We start from the raw sequence: 19,212 nt of genomic DNA on the forward strand, positions 1-19,212 counted from the left end.
GTGGGAATGTCGCTGGCGTTCCCTCTCCGTTCCGCATAACATGTGCGGATGGATCCGACGCTTCTCACCATAATCGTACTCGTCATCAGCCTTGCTTGCGGCATCGCGGCAGGCTGGTTCTTCGGCTCTCGCCCGGTCGCGGACTGGAAGGCGCGCCACGGCGAACGCGACGCCGAAGCACGTGCGCTCGATGAGAAGTTCCGCAAGGCGATCGTCGATCTGGAGAATGCGACCGTGCGGGCTGGCCGGGCGGATGCGCTCGATGCCGAATTGCGCGAGACGCGGACAGCGCACGACGCGGCGCTGGAAGACCTTCGCCGGACCAACGGTGCGCTGGCATCGGAACTGGCTACGCTCAAGGAAAAGACCGCCAATTTCGATGAGCAGAAACGGCTGTTGGTCGAAGCGCGCGAGGAATTGCTCAAGGAGTTCCAGAACACCGGATCGGCCGTCCTCAGCAAGGCGCAGGAGGCGTTTCTCGAGCGCGCCAACGAGCGGTTCGGTCATTCGGAGAAGACCTCGGAGGAAAAGCTGCGCGCATTGCTCGACCCGGTCGGCAAGCGGCTCGAGGCCTATGAAAAGCAGGTCGCCGCGCTGGAGGAAAAGCGCACCGATGCCTTCGGGCGGCTGCACCAGCAGATCACCGAGATGCAGCGCGGGCAGGAAGAGGTCCGGCGCGAGGCGCAGCGGCTCGGCAACAGCCTGACCAATGCGCCCAAGGCGCGGGGCCGCTGGGGCGAGCGGGCGCTGCAGAACGTGCTCGAGCAATGCGGCCTGTCGGAGCACACCGATTTCATCCTCGAGCAATCGATGGATACCGACGAGGGACGACTGCGTCCCGACGCGATCGTCAACGTGCCCGGCCAGAAGAAACTGGTCATCGATGCCAAGGTGTCGCTCAACGCCTACCAGGCCGCGTTCGAGGCGGACAATGACGAGGATCGGGTGAGGCATCTCGACCTGCACGCCAAGTCGATGCGCGGTCACGTCCAGACGCTCGGTTCCAAGAACTACCAGAGCCAGTTCGACGATGCGCCCGATTACGTCGTCATGTTCGTCCCGGGCGAGCATTTCGTGGCCGCCGCGCTCGAACACGATCCCGAGCTGTGGGACTTCGCGTTTCGCAACAAGGTGCTGCTGGCAACGCCGACCAATCTTGTCGCAATCGCGCGGACTGTCGCGCAGGTCTGGCGGCAGGATACGATCGCTCGCGAGGCGGTCGAGATCGGCAAGGCGGGGGCCGAGCTCTACGACCGGCTGGCGGTCGCCGCAGAGCACATGAAGCGCGTGGGTGGCGGCCTGGAAACGGCGGTCAACAACTACAACAAATTTGTCGGCAGTTTCGAACGCAATGTCCTGTCGTCGGGCCGGCGACTGGCAGACAAGGGGATCGAGATCGGCAAGCGCGAAATCGAGGAAGTGCCGATTGTCGAGGCCACGCCGCGCTACAACGCCGAGGACGCCGCTCAGATCGAAGACGCGGGCCGCGAGGAACGCGACGCCGCGGAGTGATCAGCCTTCGAGGCTCGCGAGAACTTCGTAACCCAGTACTGCAGCCGCCACCGCGGCATTGAGGCTGTCGGCACGGCCGCGCATCGGCATGGTGACGCGCAGGTCGCAGGCAATCTCGTAGTCTCCCGGAAGACCTTGCGATTCATTGCCAACCATCACGAAGCACGGGGCCGCGTAAGCTGCGCCGCGATAGGGCACGGCGTCGCGCAAGCTTGCGGCAACCAGTTGCCCGTCGCCCGACCGCAACCACGGCAGGAAATGCTCCCACCGGGCCTGCGCGATCTGCTGCGTGAAGACGGCGCCCATGCTGGCGCGCACGGCTTCCACGCTGAACGGATCGGCGCAATCGTCGATCAGGATCAGTCCGCCTGCACCGATCGCATCGCCGGTGCGCAGCATGGTGCCAAGGTTGCCGGGATCGCGCAGCGCCTGCGCCACCAGCCAGATGTTCGCGCTCGCCCGATCGAGCGCTTCGAGGGGGGTGTCCAATTCGTCGAAAACCCCCAGTACGGCCTGCGGATTGTCCTTTCCGCTGATCTTGGCGAGGATGTCCGGAGTGGTCTCGATCACTTCGCCGCCGGATCCGGCGACCGCGCTTTCCAGTTCCGTCAGCAGGGGATGCGTGTCGCGCCGGCTCGCCACGACGAGGGTTTCCGGTATCCGCCCATTCTCCCGCGCATCGGTCAGCAGCCGCAGGCCTTCTGCGAGAAACTTGCCGGCAGCCTTGCGATGCTTTTTCACGCGCAGTGCGCGCAGGGCCTTGACCGTCGGATTGGAGAAGCCGGTGATTTCGCGGCGATCGATCGCCATGGAATCATTCCTCGCCGAAGCCGTCCTCGACCAGCTCGACGAGCTGTGCGAGCACCGCTTCGGCGTCGGTGCCCTCGACGATGATCTCGACGGTATCGCCCTTGGCGGCGCCGAGCATCATCAGGCCCAGGATCGATCCGCCCGCTGCTTCGGTCCCCTTGCGCGCGACATGGACCCGCGTGCTTTCGTCGAGTTCGGCCACTGCGGTCACGAACTTGGCGCTCGCGCGTGCGTGAAGGCCGCGCTTGTTGACGATCGTGACCTCGCGCCGCGCTTCGCTCATGGTCCGGTCACCGCGCCCCGGCCTTGGCCTTGCCGGGCTCGCCCTCGAGGAATTCGGATGCGATGGTGATGTAGTTGCGGCCCGCGTCGCGTGCGGCTTCCACCGCCTCGACCACGCCCATGCACTTGCGCGCGCCGGCCAGGCGGATGAGCATCGGCAGGTTGATGCCTGCAATGACCTCGACCCGGCCCGCGTCGAGCAGCGAGATCGCCAGGTTGGAGGGCGTCCCGCCGAACAGGTCGGTCAGCACGATCACCCCTTCGCCCGAATCGACCGCGGTGATCGCCTTGGCGATCTGGCCGCGGCGCTGTTCCATGTCGTCGATGGGGCCGATGCAGACGGTCTCGATCGCGTCCTGCTTGCCGACGACGTGCTCCATCGCCTCGACGAATTGCTCGGCGAGATTGCCATGCGTGACCAGGATCATGCCGATCATGCGTTGCTACCAGCTGCAATCATTTGGGAAGTCTCTATCCATTCGCCTGCCTGCGGGGCTTTTCCAGCTCGTCCGCGGCCCGGGTGGTCAAATTACGGTGACGGACAGTGGGCGAAAAACCCGCATCGCGCAAGGCCTGAGCGATCCGCTCGGCGGTGAAAACCGAACGGTGCCGGCCGCCGGTGCAGCCGAACGCGACATTGAGATAGCTGCGTCCTTCGTCGCGATACTGCGGTATCAGGAACAGCAGGAGATCACGGATCCGCTCGTATGCGGGGACGAAAGCCTCGTCAGCCTCGATATAGTCCCCGACTTCGGCGTCGAGCCCGGTCTGCTCGCGCAGGGCGGCGTCCCAGTGCGGATTGGCGAGAAAGCGCATGTCGAACACCAGGTCGGCGAGCGGGGGCATGCCGCGCGCGAAACCGAAACTGGACACGGTAATCACCATCTCTACCGGCGCGCTGTCGTGATAACGGTCGCGCATGACCTGCTGCAGCTGGTTGGTCGAATAATCGGTGGTATCCACGACGGCCTCGGCCCAACTGCGAAGCGGCTCCAGCAATTCGCGTTCGGCCTTGATCCCGTCGAGCACGGGTCGGCCTTGGGCCATCGGATGCCGCCGGCGGTTCTCGTTGTAGCGCCGTTCCAGCTCGCCGCTGGCGCAATCCAGAAAGAGCGTATGGACGGCGAGGTCTTCGCGCTGCGACATCCTGTCGACCAGTTCCACGATGTCTTTCGGGTCGAACCCGCGGGTACGGCTGTCGAAACCGATCGCCAGCGGCGTACGCCCGGGGTGGTCTTTCCCGATCAGGCGACCGAGCAAGCGGACCGGAAAATTGTCGATCGCTTCCCAACCGAGGTCTTCCAGCGTGCGCAGCGCGGTGGTCTTGCCCGCGCCCGACATGCCGGTGACCAGCAGGATCGGCTGGGGAGGGACAGGGGGCTCGTCGCTATGCATGATTCGAGGAATCTCAATCCGATGCGACCCGGATCGTGAGCAAGCATGAGGGTGCCAGGGCTGCCGGGCAAGTCAAAATCGCCGGGTCAGACAAATGCGCCATGCGTGCGCAGCGCCCACTCCGCACGCAGCGGCGCGGCGGCCAGCGCCGGATCGAAGGCGAGCGCCGGGATCGCCACGTCGAGCAGGACCTCGTGCGAAACGGTTTCGGGAAACCGCGGCGCATCGGGGGTCAGCTTTAGCACCAGCGCGAGCGGTGCGGACGTCGTCGCGATCTCGACGATCCCGACATTTCGCACCTCGATCTTCCCGGCGATGTTCGGCGGCGGCGTCGCGAGCAGGCGGGTGCTTTCGCGAAGGAGGGAGATGCCATCGTCGCCGATCAGCACCGCACCGCGATCGATGAGGCCGAGGGCGAGGGTGCTCTTGCCACTTCCCGGTGGGCCGGACAGCATGATCGCGTGTCCGTCGACCGCGACGACGGTTACTCCGGCAATGCTCGTCTGCTCGTTCACCGCGCGACCGGCAGTTCGAGCCGCAGGCAGGCGCCGCTTTTGCCATCGTCGCGGCCGTGGGCGGAAAGCGCCCCGTCGTGGGCCTCGGCGATCGTGCGGGCGATCGCGAGGCCAAGGCCACTGTGCTGCCCGAAATCCTCGTCTTCTGGGCGCACCGAGTGGAACCGTCGAAACACCTTCTCGCGCTCTTCCTCGGGGATCCCCGGCCCCTCGTCGCAGACCGTCAGCACGTACCAGTCGGCATCGCGCACGATCGACACGGTGACCGCGCCGCCGGGAGGGGAAAAGGAAACCGCATTGTCGAGCAGGTTCTCGATGACGCGTTCGAGCCGGGCGGGGACGCCGCCCACGATCGGCGGGCTTTCCGGGGGCTCGAAACGAATGGTCTGGCCGGCATTTTCCGCCCGGTCCTCGCGCGAGCCGAGAATGTTGACGACGAGCTTCGCCAAGTCGATCCGCTCGAAAACCGCGCGCGACATCTCGGCGTCGATCCGGCTCGCATCGGATATCTCGGTCACCAGCCGGTCGATGCGCCGTACGTCGTGGGTAGCGATGTCGGTCAGTTGCTTGCGCAGGTCGGGATCCTCGACCCGGCCAAGCGATTCCATGGCGCTGCGCAGCGAAGCGAGCGGGTTCTTGATTTCGTGCGCGACGTCGGCGGCGAAGCTTTCGACCGCGTCGATCCGGTGGCGCAGGGCATCCGTCATGTCGGACACCGCGCGCGCCAGCAGGCCGATCTCGTCGCGCCGTTCGGGCAGGCGAGGGACCTCGACCTGCCGGTCGCGCCCGAGCCGCACGCGGATCGCCGCCCTGGCCAACAGGCGCAGCGGCTGGGCGATCGTGCGCGCCATGTAGAGCGACAGCAGGACGGAAATCAGCATGGCCAGCCCGACCGCGCTGACCAGCGTGGTGCGGGCTTCGCGCACGCTGTCGCGGATGTCGGTAGCCTTGCGGGTAGTCAGAAGCGTCGCGCCGATCAGGCCGACCGGCGCGGCGGCATTGATGACCGGCGTTCCGTCGGGCGCATCGCGCAACTGGATCTGGCTGAGGTTCTCGTTGCGAGCCCGCTCGAGTTCGGGCCAGACATCTGCGCGCGTATCCTCCGGCTCGATGTAATCGGGGATCGGGTCGGCCCCGACCACAGTGTCGACCGCCTTGTCGAGCACGCGGGCGACGTCTTCGCGCCATGGCTTGTCGCCCGAATCGTCGAACGTGAAAGCCGGCTGGTCGAGGACGAAACTGTCGGCCCATAGCAAGCCCTCGGCATCGAACATCCGCAGGCGCATCTGCTGTTCCTTGCCGATCTGTACCAGCAGCGCCTCCTGCCGCTCCCTCGACGCGCCTGCCAGCGCCTCGGCGGTGATCTGCGCCTCGATCCGCGCGAGCTTGTAGCGTTCGGAAAGGAGCTGCTTGCGATAGGTGTCGAGATAGAACGTGCCGCCGCCGAGCAGCAGCAGCGGCAGGACGTTGACGGCGAGAATCTTGGTCGTGAGCGAGAGGCTGGGCGACCAGCTGATCCGCTCCAGCCCGTCGCGCAGGCGGCTGGTTTCAGCCATCGTTGAAGCTGTAGCCGGCACCGTAGAGCGTCTCGATCGCCGAGAACTCGGGCGCAACGCTGCGGAACTTGCGCCGCATGCGCTTGATGTGACTGTCCACAGTACGATCGTCGACGAAGACATCGTCCGGGTAGGCCGCATCCATCAACTGGTTGCGGCTCTTGATGACACCGGGGCGGGTCGCGAGGGCTTCCAGGATCAGGAACTCGGTCACGGTCAGCGAAACGGTCTTGCCGTCCCATGTCACCCGGTGGCGGGCCGGGTCCATCACCAGCGGGCCGCGCACGATCTCCACGCTTGCGTCGCCCCCCTCGTCGCGGGCGGTACCCGGCACGTGGATGTCGCGGCGGCGCAGGATCGCACGGATGCGGGCGAGCAGCAGGCGCAGGCTGAACGGCTTGGAGATATAGTCGTCCGCGCCCATTTCGAGCCCGGCCTCCTCGTCCTGCTCGTCGTCCTTGCTGGTCAGGAAGATCACCGGCAGGTCGGACCGTTCGCGCACGCGACGCAGCAATTCCGTCCCATCCATGCGCGGCATCTTGATGTCGAAGACGCCCAGGTCGGGCGGATTGTCGGTCAGCGCCTTCAGCGCCGTTTCGCCGTCGGAGTAAACCCGCGTGGCGAAACCCTCGGCCTGCAGGGCGATGGACACGGTCGTCAGGATGTTGCGATCGTCATCGACCAGCGCGATCACGGTTTCGGTCTTCTCCACCGGCGCTTCGTCGGCATTGGTCATCTGGCTTGGTCCATTTAGTAGGCTGCGCCCTGTGACCTAGCGCTTTGCCTGCGGTGAAACAACGCGGGCCGCGCCCGGCAACCTCGATTGTGCATAATCGTGGCTACCAAGGCCAGCATTCGCCCGGATTTCCATGGGATTCGGCGATTGGGAACGTTAGCATCGCGCGGTTTGACGCTTGTGGCGAACAACAGTATTGCAAGGTGCAAGGCTCGCGTGTCCGCTCGCTCGGCGACGCGGGGTTTTCTCACATCTCGGTCCTCAGGAGAGAGCATGACCGCGCCGTTATCCGTTTCCCTGTCGCAGCAGGGCATTGCCACCAATGCCGAAATCCATGCGAACCTTTCCTCCGCCGAACTGACCGAGGCAGCACTTGCCAACGGCGAAGGCCGCAAGGCCAAGGGCGGCCCGCTGGTCGTCGAAACCGGCCAGCACACCGGTCGTAGCGCCAAGGACAAGTTCATCGTCCGCGACAGCGAGACAGAGAACACCGTCTGGTGGGACAACAACGCATCCATGACGCCGGAGCATTTCGCGGCGTTGAAGGAAGACTTCATGGCGGCCGTCGCCGACAAGGACCGGCTCTACGTCGCCGACCTGTTCGGCGGTTCGCAGCCGGAATACCGGGTCAACGTGCGGGTCATCAACGAGCTCGCCTGGCACAACCAGTTCATCCGCACGCTGCTGGTGCGGCCGACTGCGGCTGAGCTGGAAGGCTTCGAGCCAGAATACACGATCATCGACCTGCCGAGCTTCCGCGCCGATCCCGCGCGCCACGGCTGCCGCGGCGAGACGGTGATCGCGGTCAGCCTCAAGGAAAAGCTCATTCTGATCGGCGGCACCAAATATGCCGGCGAGATGAAGAAGAGCGTCTTCGGCATCCTCAACTACCTGCTTCCGCCGCAAGGCGTGATGCCGATGCACTGCTCGGCCAATATCGGCCCGGACGGCAAGACGGCGGTCTTCTTCGGCCTGTCCGGTACCGGCAAGACGACGCTGTCGGCCGATGCGAGCCGCACGCTGATCGGCGACGACGAGCACGGCTGGTCGGACACGGCGGTCTTCAACTTCGAAGGCGGCTGCTACGCCAAGATGATTCGCCTGTCGGAAGAGGCCGAACCGGAAATCTACGCGACCACGCGCATGGAAGGCACCGTGCTCGAGAACGTCGTGATGGACGAAGACGGCAACATCGATCTCGACGACAACAGCCTCGCCGAAAACACCCGCGGCGCCTATCCGCTGTCCTCGATTCCCAATACGTCCGAAGACAACATGGGCCCGCCGCCCAGCAACGTGATCATGCTCACGGCCGATGCCTTCGGTGTGCTGCCTCCGATCGCGAAGCTTACGCCCGACCAGGCGATGTATCACTTCCTGTCGGGCTATACCGCCAAGGTAGCCGGTACCGAGATTGGCGTGACCGAGCCCGAAGCGACCTTCAGCACCTGCTTCGGCGCGCCCTTTATGCCGCGTCATCCGAGCGTCTACGGCAACTTGCTCAAGAAGCGGATCGCCGAGGGGCAGGTCGATTGCTGGCTGGTCAACACCGGCTGGACCGGCGGCAAATACGGCACCGGAAACCGGATGCCCATCAAGGCGACCCGCGCGCTGCTCAATGCAGCGCTCGACGGATCGCTCAACGATGCCGAGTTTCGCAGGGACGAGAACTTCGGGTTCGACGTGCCGGTATCCGTACCTGGTGTCGATTCGGCGATCCTCGATCCGCGCTCGACCTGGGCCGATCCGGAAGAATACGACCGGACCGCGCAGAAACTGGTCCGGCTCTTCATTGAGAATTTCGCGCCCTTCGCCGACCACGTCGACCAAGGAGTGCGCGACGCGGCACCGAACACTCCCGTCGCCGCCTGAACCGATCGGACGGCTGGTCGGGCCCAGTGGGCGGACTGACCGCTGAAACAAGCTGACAGCCCCCGGCCGGGAAACCGGACCGGGGGTTCGCTTGTTCAGGGAGGGTAGGGCATTCCGCCCACCGGAGACCCGATATGAGCCTAACCCAAGCCCTTCAGCAGAACGGCACGATCGCCAGCATGGCCGATGAACTCGGTATCGACCAGCAGACCGCCATGGCGGGCGCGCAGGCGGTGCTGCCCGCGCTGGTCGCAGGGATGGGGCGGCAGACGGCCCACGGGACGAACAATTTCGGCGGCCTTGCCGACATCCTGACCAGGTCGCTCGGCAGTCAGTCGGCACCTGCCGGCGGAGGCGGGCTGGGCGACGCCCTTGGTGGCGGCCTCGGCGGTGTCCTGCTCGACGCCGTGCTCAAGAAGCAGCCTACCCCGACGCAGCCCGGCAACGACATTCTCGGCGAGATTTTCGGCAACAAGGATGTCAGCCGCGGTGTGGCCGAGGAGGCCGCCGGCTCGACCGGTATCGCGCCCGAACTCATCAAGAAAATGCTTCCGATCCTGGCGATGGCCGTGGTCGGCTACATGCTCAACCAGAAGCAGGGCGGGCAGACTGGCGGAGGCGGGCAGGATGCAGGAGGTCCGATCGGCGGCGCACTGGGCGGCATACTGGGACAGGTCGTCGGAGGAATGCTGCGCCGCTAGCGCACGCGCGAAAAAAAAGGGACCGATAGCTTGCGCTACCGGTCCCGATTCTTTCGCAAGGCTCGGACTGTCAGTCGAGAAACTCGGCCGGGACCTTGCCGCCATTGCGCGAAAGATGCTGCATCGTCGTGCGGTGGAGCCAGACGTTGTCTTCGGCCGTGCCGGAATAATCCTCGCGGCCCAGCTCGTGCGCGAGCGCTTTGCGGTTCTCATAGCTCGAATCGACGCCGATCAGCTTCATCAGGTCGACGATCGACGTGCGCCAGTTAAGCCGGTCCGCGCCGGGCATCGAATCGAGATTGTTCTCGACATCGACCACGTCCACCGCGTGTGCCTGGGCGGCCTGGGTCGGTGTCGGCTGCGGTGTCGGCGGCGGCATGACGCCGTCTTGCGGCTTGTCCTTCTTGCCGAAGATGGCGTCCTTGATCTTGCTGAAAATGCTCATGGGGCACTGCTCCTGAATTGCTCCGCCGGAGAAATGACTCCCGCTTCGCTTTATCAACGCAGCTTTGCCCCGCCGGTTTCGAGAATTTCGACCGGGCTTGCGCCACGCGGCGCGGGCGGCGAAAGGTGACCCGATGGATACCGTCCTGTCAGTCGTGGTTCTCGGCGCCGTCCTGTTGCTCGGCGGCGCATTCGTGCTTTGGCGGAAGGGAGGGAGCACCAGGCAGGTATTCCTGATGATCCTGCTCGCGCTGATCATGCTCGCCAATGTGGCGATCTGGACGGTCCCCGATGCGAGCGGCGATGCGCCGCTCGACCGGGTGGAGGAGCAGCAACGGCAGGCCGCTACTCCGGCAGTACCCATTTGACCGAGCTTTCGTAACGACCGGCCACCGGCTGGTTTTCGCCATTGCGCGCCGGATCGAACTTGGCTCGCCGCTCGACATTACGACATGTGGCTTCGTCGAGCCGGGCCGACCCGCTCGATCGGGTGATGGTGCAGCTCTCGACCTTGCCATTCGCCGCGATCTGGAGCCGGAACCGCGCGGTTCCCTCGCTACCCTTGCGAATCTCGGCGGACGGGTAGTCGTCCGTCGTCACCCAGCGCGAAGGATCGTTGCGCGGACGCGCCGCGACCGGATCGAAGCTGGGCTTGGGAGCCACACTCGGGCCCGGCGTCGGCATCGGTACCGGGATCTTGGTGATGATGAAGTCGTCGACCGGCGGCAGGTCGGCAGGCTCCACCTTGAAATCGGCCGGCTTGTTGAAGTCCAGCGGAGGAGCGGGAACCTGCACGATCGGATCGACGGCCGAATCCTCGGGCTGCGGCGGGGGAGGCTCGTCGATCGGCGTGGGCGGATCGATCGGGATATCGATCACATCGGGATTCTGCTGGATGATACGATCCATGATCGCGCCGCCGAGCCCGGTTACCAGCAAATATCCGATGCCGGCATGGATCGCGATCACGGCGGCGATGGGCCCGGGGCGGGCGGCTCGGTTGAAGTTATCGGCATAGGCCATGGCGGGTTCCTCTCGCTTGCTGGCGGGAACCGACCCCAGGGTGGATAGAGCCGGCCCCCAACCTTTATGTTACAACATTACCTAAATGATATGAAGTTACATATGTTTGCAAGGACTTTCGCGTTTCCCGATGCAACGGAACCTGAGGTCGGACGGAAATGGCCGGTCTGTCCCGCCCGGCGGGAGATCCCAGCTTAACAGCTTATTTGCGTAGAGCACCCTGGCCGAAATGCGACCGCATGAACAGAAAAGGGCGGCCCATGCAGGACCGCCCGTTTGCTTTTTCATCGTGATGCCGGAATTACTTGATCGGGCAATCCGGTGAGAGACGGAAATCGAGGTAGTTGTTCACCGAATCCATCAGCTCCTTCTGTTCGTTCTCGAAAAAGTGATTGGCGCGGGGAATTTCCTCGTGGTGGATCGTGATGTGCTTTTGCGTGCGCAGCTTGTCGACCAGCTTCTGCACGGCGCTCGGCTGGACGACCGTATCGGCCGCACCCTGAATGAAGATGCCGCTTGCGGGGCAGGGCGCGAGGAAACTGAAATCATACATGTTGGCCGGCGCGCCAATGGAGATGAAGCCGCGCACTTCGGGGCGGCGCATCAGCAATTGCATCCCGATCAGCGCTCCGAAGCTGACGCCGGCGACCCAGGTGGTCTGCGCTTCGGGATGGATCGACTGGACCCAGTCGAGCGCCGATGCCGCATCCGACAGCTCGCCGATACCATTGTCGAAACTGCCCTGGCTGCGGCCGACGCCGCGAAAGTTAAAGCGAAGGGTCGCAAAACCGCGGTCGACGAAGGTCTTGTAGAGCTCCTGCGTGATCCGTTCGTTCATCGTGCCGCCGCCTTGGGGATGCGGGTGCAGGATCATCGCCACGGGCGCGCGCGGACGCGGGCCGGGAGAGAAACGACCTTCGAGACGGCCTTCGGGGCCGGGAAAGATGACTGAGGGCATGCAGGAACCTGTCAGATGATGTCGGGGCCGCGCGGTCCGGGTGGCGCGCGCGAAGTCGCGGGCTATATAGGGTTTCGCGCAAAAATCGCAATTGTTTCACGCTTTCCCACGTCAGGCCCGTCCCATCCCCGAACGCATCTATCTCGACCATGCCGCGACCAGCCCGCTTCGCCCCGAAGCACAGGCGGCGATGGAAAAGGGTATCGGGCTCTGGGCGAACCCCTCTTCGCCCCATGCCGAAGGGCGCCGGGCGAAGGCCGCGCTGGAGGATGCGCGCGACAGGGTAAAGCAGGCTCTGGCGTGGGATGGCGAGTTGATCTTCACTAGCGGTGCGAGCGAGGCGCTGTGGATTGCCCTCAACCGCGCAAAGGCCAGGCGGCGGATCGTCAGCGCGGTGGAGCACGACGCGGTGTTCCGCGCCGCGCCCGATGCCGAGGTGCTGCCGATCGAGAACGGTGAGGTCGTGCTGGATGCGGACCTCGGCGCAGCGGTCGTCGCGATCCAGCAGGTCAATCCGGAAACCGGAGCCATGTTTCACGAGATGGGCGAAGTGCTCGCCCGCGTAACAAATGCCGGCGGGGTACTGCTTGTCGATTGCTCGCAAGGGGCCGGCAAGATCGAGCTTCCGGATTGCGACATGGCGGTGGTCAGCGCGCACAAATTCGGCGGACCCATCGGGATCGGCGCATTGCTGGTACGCGACTTCGCCCTGCTCGAACCTGTAGGCGGGCACGAGCGCGGCTACCGCGCCGGGACGGAAAACCTGCCCGCCGCACTGAGCATGGCTGCTGCGCTGGAAACAGGCGGCTTCGATGGCTGGCGATCGACGCGCGAACAACGGTCGGGCTTCATGGATCAGCTCGCAGGCGAGATGCTGGTGACGGGGCAGGTCCACAGCGACCATATCTTTGCGATCACCCACCAGTCGCTCAGCGCGCAGGCGCAATTGATCCGGCTCGATGCAATGGGCTTGGCCGTCTCGGCGGGCAGCGCGTGCTCTTCGGGCACGCTCAAGAAGAGCCGCGTGCTCGATGCATTCGGGATCGACGACGACACCGCCAGCCGCACGATCCGCGTCAGCATGGGCTGGAACACGACCGCCGCGGAACTCGATGCCTTCGCAAACGCTTGGAAGTCGCTCACATGATCTATCTCGACTATCAGGCGACCACTCCGCTCGCTCCAGAAGCGCGCGACGAAATGCTGCGCTGGCTCGATGGGCCGGGCGGCTCGGGCTTCGGCAATCCGCACAGCGCGCATCGCATGGGCCGGCAGGCCGCGGCGGCGATCGAGGTCGCGCGCGACAGGGTGGCGGCGCTGTTCCCCGCAGGCGGCAAGGTCATTTTCACCAGCGGCGCGACCGAAGCGATCAATCTCGCCATGAGAGGGACAGCGCAGCAGGCGGGCACCATCTCCGTCTCCGCGATCGAGCACGCAGCCGTGCTCGATACCGCGCGATCGCTCGGCAATTGCCACGAACTGAATGTCGCGAAGAACGGCCAGTGCAACACGAAGCAGGACTTGCCTGCCGACACGCGGCTGGTCGCGGTGATGCAGGTCAACAACGAGATCGGCACGATCCAGCCGACGGTGGATTGGCATCGCAAGGCCAAGCAGGCGAACGCGCTCTACCTGTGCGACGCGGTGCAGGCTTACGGCAAGATGGACGTTACCGGCGCGGACATGATCGCCGTATCCGCGCACAAGCTGCACGGTCCCAAGGGGGTGGGTGCGCTGTGGATCCGCAGCGGTCTCGATATCGACGAGGTGCAGACCGGGGGCGGGCAGGAGGAAGGCCTGCGTTCGGGCACGCTTAGCCCTGCATTGTGCGCCGGCTTCGGAATTGCTGCGAAGGAAGCGAAGGAACGGATGGAGCGCGATGCCGAGCATATCGATAAGCTCTGGACGAAGGCGCGCGACATCCTCGACAACTGGGTCGTCAACGGCAGCGAGAGCGCCCGGTGGCACGGGAATCTCAACCTGCGCAAGAACGGCCTCGACGTCGCAAGGCTGATGAGCGACTGCCGCGACGTGATGTTCTCCGCCGGCAGCGCCTGCGCCAGCGGATCGGGCCGTACCAGTCACGTGCTGAGAGCCGTCGGCCTGTCGGACAAGGCCGCTAAGAGCTCGATCAGGATCGGCTTCGGACGCTACACCACGATGGACGAGATCGAGAAGGGCTGCGGCAAGATCGCCGAGGCAGCGAAGGCACAGGGGCTGGGCTGATGGTTCGCGTCACTTTCACGACACCGCGGGGCGAAACCGTGGAAGCCGAGGGCGCTGCGGGCGATAATCTGCTGCGCGTCGGCCAGGCGGCGGGGATGCCGCTGGAAGGCACCTGCGAAGGGCAGATGGCCTGTTCGACGTGCCATGTGATCGTCGACAAGGATTGGTTCGACCGGCTCGTACCGGCGAGCGATGAAGAAGAGGACATGCTCGACCTTGCCGCCGGCGCTCGCGCGACGAGCCGGCTGTCGTGCCAGATCGAGCTGTCCGATGCTCTCGACGGGCTGGCAGTGACCATCCCCGCCGAGAGCAACGACATGCGCCGGATCTAGACCGCCTCGGGCTCGGCTCCGGCCCCGGCTCCGGCAAATCGGCGGCGCAGTTTAAGCCCGAGCCAGACCAGCAGCGCGAGCGGAATCGCGAGCGCCCCGAACAGGATCAGGCCCGCGATCACCGTGCCGAGGATCGCTCCGACCGAGCCGAGCGCATCGCGGATCGGATCCACGAATCCGCTCGCGGGTGGGGCGCCGGATTCGTAGGCGATATTGACCCGGCTGTAGGCGACGCGGGTCTTCATTTCCTCCAGCCAGCTCCTCGCCTGGTCGATCTCCTCGTTGACGCGGGCAACGCTGCGCTCCGCCTCGACCAGTTCGGCGACCGTGCCCCGCCGGGTCTGCAGCACCTCGAGCAACCGGTCGCGCAGGACCATTCGCGAACGCAGCCGCGCCTCGGTATCGACGATCGCCTTCGACAGGTCCTCGCCCGCGATGGTCGCCCCGGTCGCCTCGGCCTCGACCGCCTGGGCAGCTTCGCCAAGCTTCGTGCCGAAACCGCGCGCCTTGTCCGAAACGACGGCCAGCTGGAGCGTGCCCCTGGTGTAATTGCCCGGCTCGCCGTCCTGGCTCATCGACAGGATTCGGCATGCATACGGCCCCTGCGCCTCGCACATGTCGGCGTGCTTCTGCTGCAGCGTGGGGATGTCTTCGCCCGCCAGCCGGAAGCCGTAATCGAAAACGTAGGCGATCTTCGGCAGCGAGACGGGAATGTCCGGGGCGGCGGAAATCGATCGCATTTCGCCGCTCGACGAGGCTTGCGTGTCCTCGTTTTCGGTCGATTCGGTCATCGCCATGTCGGCGGTGGCGGCCTCTTCGCCGGAAACCTCGTAGGGGTCGCCAGTTTCCGAACATCCCGCCAGCAGCGCCAGTGCAGCCGCTCCGCCGAGCGCCATGCTTGTCATTGTCTTAGCCATATTGCTTCCTCTCTTGCCTCAATTGCGCCAAAGTTTTGCCACATTCTCGCCATAATTAAGCCGCGAGGTCAAGTTCGGTTCCGCTGTCCTAGCTGATCGGGCAGTTTCACCAGGCTTTTGTGCGCGCCACTGTCCGCCAGAAAGAGGAGAGACGTGCATGGCAATTCTCGACCAATTCGCGCTGGACGGTCAGGTCGCCGTCGTGACCGGGGCAGGCAAGGGCATCGGCCGCTCGATCGCCATCGGGTTGGCAGAGGCAGGGGCGGACGTCGTGGTCGCTTCCCGCACCCAGGCCGATCTCGACACGGTCGCCGACGAAATCCGCGCAACCGGCCGCCGCGCACTCGCGGTGGCGAGCGATGCCACCGACCGCTCAGCGCTCGAGGCACTCGCACAGGCCGCGATCGCGCAGTTCGGCAAGTTGGATATATGGGTGAACAATGCCGGCGGCATACCCGGCGGAACGCCCGATTACCTCACCCGGACGAGTGAAGAGAGCTTCGACGCGCAGATCGATCTCAACCTCAAGGCGGTGTGGATGGGTTCGACCGTGGCCGCGCGGGCGATGGGCGAGGCAGGTGGCGCGATCGTCAACATCTCGTCGCGCGCAGCTTATGGTCCGCAAGTCAAGAACGGCCCGTACGGGGCGGCAAAAGCGGCGACCAACAGTCTGACCGAGACACTCGGGTGGGAACTTGCCCCGACAATCCGGGTCAACGCTGTCGCGCCGGGCCCCATCCCGACCGAGAATTTCGACGACTGCATGGGCACGGACACCCAAGAAAAACGCGCGGCTCTCCTCAAGCACATCGGGATCCCGATGCGTCGATACGGAGAGCCGCGCGATATCGCGTCGGCAGTTGTGTTCCTCGCCTCGCCAGCGGCTAGCTGGATCACCGGTCAGTGCCTCTACGTCACTGGCGGGCGATGAAACATGTGGTGATCAGGCGGTTTCCATCTCGCGCTTTTCCGCGCTTTCGCCGAGCATTTCGATCAGCGCCTTACTGAAGGCGGGGATGTCTTCCGGCTTGCGGCTCGTGATGAGATTGCCATCGACCGAGACTTCCTGGTCGACGACCTTGGCACCGGCATTGGTGAGGTCCGTGCGGATCGAGGGCCAACCCGTCACCGTGCGGCCGTTGACGAGATTCGCTTCGGCGAGCAGCCAAGGCGCGTGGCAGATCGCGGCGATCGGCTTGCCCGCGCTGTCGAACTGGCGGATCAGGTCGATGACCTTGTCATTCATGCGAAGAATGTCCGGGTTCATCTGTCCGCCGGGCAGCAGAAGTGCGTCGTAATCGCCGACAGCGACCTCGTCGACGGTCAGGTCGACCGCAACGCTTTCGCCCCAATCCTTCTGATCCCAGCCCTTGATCTCTCCGTCTTCGAGGCTGGCTACGGTCGTTTCGAAACCCTGGTTGTCGAGGTTCTTGCGCGGCTTCATCAGCTCGCTCTGTTCGAAGCCGTCGGTGGCGATAATCAGTACGCGTTTCATGGGTAACTCCTTATTTCGTGTTACCCGTTCAATGCGTGGGGACAGCAGACCGTTCCGCCCTGTTAGCCGAGCTGTTGCGGTGATAGGGCGAGCCGCATGGCAGTCCTTGAAGACGAAAAAGATCCGTTCGACGCGATCGTTGATGCGCCCTTCGATTCCGCGCTCGAGGAGCGCTATCTTGTCTATGCTCTCAGCACGATTACGGCGCGCTCGCTGCCCGACCTGCGCGACGGGTTGAAGCCGGTCCACCGCCGCCTGTTGTGGACGATGCGGCAATTGAAGCTCGATCCAACCAACACTTTCAAGAAGTCCGCCCGCGTGGTCGGCGAGGTGATCGGCAAGTACCACCCCCACGGCGATACCGCGGCTTACGATGCGATGGTCCGCCTCGCGCAGGATTTCTCGCTCCGCTATCCGCTGGTCGAAGGGCAGGGCAACTTCGGCAATATCGACGGCGATAACGCGGCGGCCTATCGCTACACCGAGGCGCGACTGACCAAGACGGCGATGCAGCTCATGGCCGGGCTCGACGAAGGCACGGTCGACTTCATCCCGACCTACAACGGCGAGGAGGAAGAGCCCGACATCATGCCCGGGCTGTTCCCGAACCTGCTTGCCAACGGGGCGAGCGGGATCGCGGTCGGCATGGCCACCAGCATCCCCAGCCACAATGTCTCCGAGGTGATCGATGCGACGCTCGAGCTGATCGACAATCCGCACGTCGAACACGCCCGATTGATGGAGCTGTTCCAGGGGCCCGACTTTGCCACCGGCGGGCTCGTCGTCGACAGTGCGCAGAGCATTTCGCAAGCCTACGAGACTGGTCGCGGCAGCTTCCGTCTGCGCGGCCGTTTCCATGCCGCCGAAGCCGAGAAGGCGGAGGATCGCGAGGCCGGGATCGAGCGGCTGAAGGGTGGCGGCTACCAGCTGGTCATTTCCGAGATTCCCTACCAGGTCGCCAAGGGCAAGCTGATCGAGCAGATCGCGCAGGCGATCGCCGACAGGAAGCTGCCGATCCTGGAAGACGTGCGCGACGAAAGCGACGAGCAGGTCCGCATCGTGCTGGTGCCGCGCAGCCGCAACGTTGATCCCGAACTGCTCAAGGAATCGCTCTACAAGCTGACCGATCTGGAAACGCGCTTCGGCCTCAACCTCAATGTCCTCGATGCGACCCGCACCCCGATGGTCATGGGGCTGAAGGAATTGCTGGAGCACTGGGTCCGCAGCCAAATCGACATCCTGCAACGGCGCAGCCTGCACCGGCTCGACCAGATCGCCCGGCGGCTGGAACTGGTCGAAGGCTACATCATCGCCTTCCTCAACCTCGACCGGGTGATCGAGATCATCCGCACCGAGGACGAGCCCAAGCAGGTGATGATGGCCGAATTCAGCCTGACCGACCGGCAGGCCGAAGCGATCCTCAACATGCGCCTGCGCTCCTTGCGCAAGCTGGAAGAAATGCAGCTGCGCGGCGAGAAGGACGACCTGCTCGCCGAACAAGAGGAACTGCAGAAGCTGCTCGACAGCCCGGCGCGCCAGCGCACCCGCCTCAAGCGCGATCTCAAGTCGCTGCAGAAGGACTATGCGCTCGATACCCCGCTCGGCGCGCGGCGGACGACCATTGCGGAAGCGGCCCCGGTGGTCGAATTCAGCATGGACGCGATGATCGAGAAGGAGCCGGTGACGGTCATCCTTTCGAAGAAGGGCTGGATCCGAGCCGCCAAGGGCCACGTCGATCTGGGCGAGGATGGCTGCGGCGACTTCAAGTACAAGGAGGGGGACGAGCACGCCTTCGCGCTGCATGTCCAGACGACCGACAAGCTGCTGGTCGCTGCCGACGACGGCCGGTTCTTCACGGTTGGTGCCGACAAGCTGCCTGGCGCGCGCGGCTTCGGCGAACCGCTGCGCAACACGCTCGACATCGATGCCGAGGCCGAAATCGTCGCGCTGGTGCCGCATGGCGACAAGCGTCGCCTGCTGCTGGTGGCTTCGACCGGCAAGGGCTTCGTCGCCAACACGACCGACCTTCTCGCCGAAACCCGCAAAGGGCGCCAGGTCGTCAACCTGAAGGGCGACGCGAAGCTGGTGGTCGTCTATCCGATCGCCGAAACCGACGATCACGTCGCAGCGGTCGGCGACAACCGGAAGCTGGTCGTCTTCAATCTCGAGGAAGTGCCCGAACTGGGGCGCGGGCAGGGCGTTACCTTGCAGCGCTATCGCGATGGCGGGCTTGCCGATGCGCGGACCTTCCGGCTGGAAGACGGCTTGTCCTGGAGGATGGGCGGCAAGGGCGACCGGACGCGGACCGAGAGCGACATCTGGCAGTGGAAGGTGGCGCGCGGAGGCGCCGGACGGTTGCCGCCGCAGGGATTCCCGCGGGACAACAGGTTCGGATAACGAAAAAGGCCGGAGGATCACTCCTCCGGCCTTTCTTGCTC

At 64.8% G+C, this 19,212-nt stretch carries 21 protein-coding genes; 9 read left to right on the forward strand and 12 right to left on the reverse strand.

The window, feature by feature from the left end; translation table 11 throughout:
• Positions 1 to 48: 48 nt before the first annotated feature.
• Positions 49 to 1,512 (forward strand): DNA recombination protein RmuC, encoded by a 1,464-nt coding sequence (locus GRI48_RS10655; RefSeq protein WP_160675746.1) that lies wholly within the window; start codon positions 49 to 51, stop codon positions 1,510 to 1,512.
• On the opposite strand, the gene GRI48_RS10660 is transcribed toward GRI48_RS10655, so the two are convergent.
• The 7 genes from GRI48_RS10660 to GRI48_RS10690 form a co-directional block, all read right to left on the reverse strand.
• Positions 1,513 to 2,322, reverse strand: coding sequence for a TrmH family RNA methyltransferase (locus GRI48_RS10660; protein WP_160675749.1), 810 nt, complete (start codon positions 2,320 to 2,322; stop codon positions 1,513 to 1,515). It lies immediately after the preceding gene.
• 4 nt (positions 2,323 to 2,326) lie between these two features.
• Positions 2,327 to 2,605: an HPr family phosphocarrier protein gene (locus tag GRI48_RS10665; RefSeq protein WP_160675752.1), complete on the reverse strand. Its 279-nt coding sequence runs from the start codon at positions 2,603 to 2,605 to the stop codon at positions 2,327 to 2,329.
• 7 nt (positions 2,606 to 2,612) lie between these two features.
• Entirely contained in the window at positions 2,613 to 3,041 is a 429-nt protein-coding gene (locus tag GRI48_RS10670; RefSeq protein ID WP_160675755.1) for a PTS sugar transporter subunit IIA, read from the reverse strand.
• Between the two features lie 34 nt (positions 3,042 to 3,075).
• A complete protein-coding gene (gene rapZ, locus GRI48_RS10675; RefSeq protein WP_160675758.1) occupies positions 3,076 to 3,999 on the reverse strand; it encodes an RNase adapter RapZ in 924 nt (307 codons plus the stop codon).
• Between the two features lie 86 nt (positions 4,000 to 4,085).
• Positions 4,086 to 4,514, reverse strand: coding sequence for an HPr kinase/phosphorylase (locus GRI48_RS10680; protein ID WP_337190814.1), 429 nt, complete (start codon positions 4,512 to 4,514; stop codon positions 4,086 to 4,088).
• A complete protein-coding gene (locus tag GRI48_RS10685; RefSeq protein WP_160675761.1) occupies positions 4,511 to 6,070 on the reverse strand; it encodes a sensor histidine kinase in 1,560 nt (519 codons plus the stop codon). The genes GRI48_RS10680 and GRI48_RS10685 overlap by 4 nt, the downstream gene beginning before the upstream one ends.
• Entirely contained in the window at positions 6,063 to 6,806 is a 744-nt protein-coding gene (locus GRI48_RS10690) for a response regulator transcription factor (RefSeq protein ID WP_160675764.1), read from the reverse strand. Before GRI48_RS10690 ends, GRI48_RS10685 begins: the two co-directional genes overlap by 8 nt.
• A gap of 273 nt (positions 6,807 to 7,079) precedes the next feature.
• Between GRI48_RS10690 and GRI48_RS10695 the strand changes: the two genes are divergently transcribed.
• Both GRI48_RS10695 and GRI48_RS10700 read left to right on the forward strand, forming a co-directional pair.
• Positions 7,080 to 8,678 carry a phosphoenolpyruvate carboxykinase gene (locus GRI48_RS10695; protein ID WP_160675767.1) on the forward strand — a complete coding sequence of 533 codons (1,599 nt, stop codon included), beginning with the start codon at positions 7,080 to 7,082 and terminating at the stop codon, positions 8,676 to 8,678.
• 134 nt (positions 8,679 to 8,812) lie between these two features.
• A complete protein-coding gene (locus GRI48_RS10700; protein WP_160675770.1) occupies positions 8,813 to 9,379 on the forward strand; it encodes a DUF937 domain-containing protein in 567 nt (188 codons plus the stop codon).
• Between the two features lie 70 nt (positions 9,380 to 9,449).
• Here GRI48_RS10700 and GRI48_RS10705 read toward each other — a convergent pair whose 3' ends face one another.
• Positions 9,450 to 9,824 (reverse strand): DUF3597 domain-containing protein, encoded by a 375-nt coding sequence (locus GRI48_RS10705; RefSeq protein ID WP_160675773.1) that lies wholly within the window; start codon positions 9,822 to 9,824, stop codon positions 9,450 to 9,452.
• Positions 9,825 to 9,957: 133 nt separating this feature from the next.
• On the opposite strand from GRI48_RS10705, the gene GRI48_RS10710 reads away from it, so the two are divergent.
• The gene (locus GRI48_RS10710; protein ID WP_160675776.1) at positions 9,958 to 10,191 is read left to right on the forward strand and encodes a hypothetical protein; all 234 of its coding nucleotides are present in this window, start codon (positions 9,958 to 9,960) and stop codon (positions 10,189 to 10,191) included.
• Here GRI48_RS10710 and GRI48_RS10715 read toward each other — a convergent pair.
• The gene (locus GRI48_RS10715; RefSeq protein ID WP_160675779.1) at positions 10,169 to 10,846 is read right to left on the reverse strand and encodes an energy transducer TonB; all 678 of its coding nucleotides are present in this window, start codon (positions 10,844 to 10,846) and stop codon (positions 10,169 to 10,171) included. The genes GRI48_RS10710 and GRI48_RS10715 overlap by 23 nt on opposite strands.
• 301 nt (positions 10,847 to 11,147) lie before the next feature.
• The gene (locus GRI48_RS10720) at positions 11,148 to 11,804 is read right to left on the reverse strand and encodes an alpha/beta hydrolase (RefSeq protein ID WP_160675782.1); all 657 of its coding nucleotides are present in this window, start codon (positions 11,802 to 11,804) and stop codon (positions 11,148 to 11,150) included.
• Between the two features lie 91 nt (positions 11,805 to 11,895).
• On the opposite strand from GRI48_RS10720, the gene GRI48_RS10725 reads away from it, so the two are divergent.
• From GRI48_RS10725 to GRI48_RS10735, 3 genes are read left to right on the forward strand one after another with little or no spacing between them, the layout of a single operon-like run.
• Positions 11,896 to 12,951: a cysteine desulfurase family protein gene (locus GRI48_RS10725; protein WP_202389318.1), complete on the forward strand. Its 1,056-nt coding sequence runs from the start codon at positions 11,896 to 11,898 to the stop codon at positions 12,949 to 12,951.
• The gene (locus GRI48_RS10730; RefSeq protein ID WP_160675785.1) at positions 12,948 to 14,030 is read left to right on the forward strand and encodes a cysteine desulfurase family protein; all 1,083 of its coding nucleotides are present in this window, start codon (positions 12,948 to 12,950) and stop codon (positions 14,028 to 14,030) included. Before GRI48_RS10725 ends, GRI48_RS10730 begins: the two co-directional genes overlap by 4 nt.
• Positions 14,030 to 14,362 (forward strand): 2Fe-2S iron-sulfur cluster-binding protein, encoded by a 333-nt coding sequence (locus tag GRI48_RS10735; protein ID WP_160675788.1) that lies wholly within the window; start codon positions 14,030 to 14,032, stop codon positions 14,360 to 14,362. The genes GRI48_RS10730 and GRI48_RS10735 overlap by 1 nt, the downstream gene beginning before the upstream one ends.
• Here the strand turns inward: GRI48_RS10735 and GRI48_RS10740 are convergent.
• Positions 14,359 to 15,279: a DUF4349 domain-containing protein gene (locus GRI48_RS10740; RefSeq protein ID WP_160675791.1), complete on the reverse strand. Its 921-nt coding sequence runs from the start codon at positions 15,277 to 15,279 to the stop codon at positions 14,359 to 14,361. The two genes, GRI48_RS10735 and GRI48_RS10740, sit on opposite strands and share 4 nt — an antisense overlap.
• Positions 15,280 to 15,436: 157 nt before the next feature.
• Here GRI48_RS10740 and GRI48_RS10745 point away from each other — a divergent pair, with 157 nt between their 5' ends.
• Entirely contained in the window at positions 15,437 to 16,210 is a 774-nt protein-coding gene (locus tag GRI48_RS10745; protein ID WP_160675794.1) for an SDR family NAD(P)-dependent oxidoreductase, read from the forward strand.
• 12 nt (positions 16,211 to 16,222) lie between these two features.
• Here GRI48_RS10745 and GRI48_RS10750 read toward each other — a convergent pair whose 3' ends face one another.
• Positions 16,223 to 16,774 carry a type 1 glutamine amidotransferase domain-containing protein gene (locus tag GRI48_RS10750; RefSeq protein ID WP_160675797.1) on the reverse strand — a complete coding sequence of 184 codons (552 nt, stop codon included), beginning with the start codon at positions 16,772 to 16,774 and terminating at the stop codon, positions 16,223 to 16,225.
• A 96-nt stretch (positions 16,775 to 16,870) separates the two neighbouring features.
• Between GRI48_RS10750 and parC the strand changes: the two genes are divergently transcribed.
• On the forward strand, positions 16,871 to 19,171 hold the full coding sequence (gene parC, locus GRI48_RS10755; protein WP_160675800.1) for a DNA topoisomerase IV subunit A: 2,301 nt from the start codon (positions 16,871 to 16,873) through the stop codon (positions 19,169 to 19,171).
• Positions 19,172 to 19,212 lie beyond the last annotated feature (41 nt).

It is taken from the genome of Qipengyuania oceanensis (assembly GCF_009827535.1).
Taxonomy (GTDB): Bacteria; Pseudomonadota; Alphaproteobacteria; order Sphingomonadales; family Sphingomonadaceae; genus Qipengyuania_C; species Qipengyuania_C oceanensis.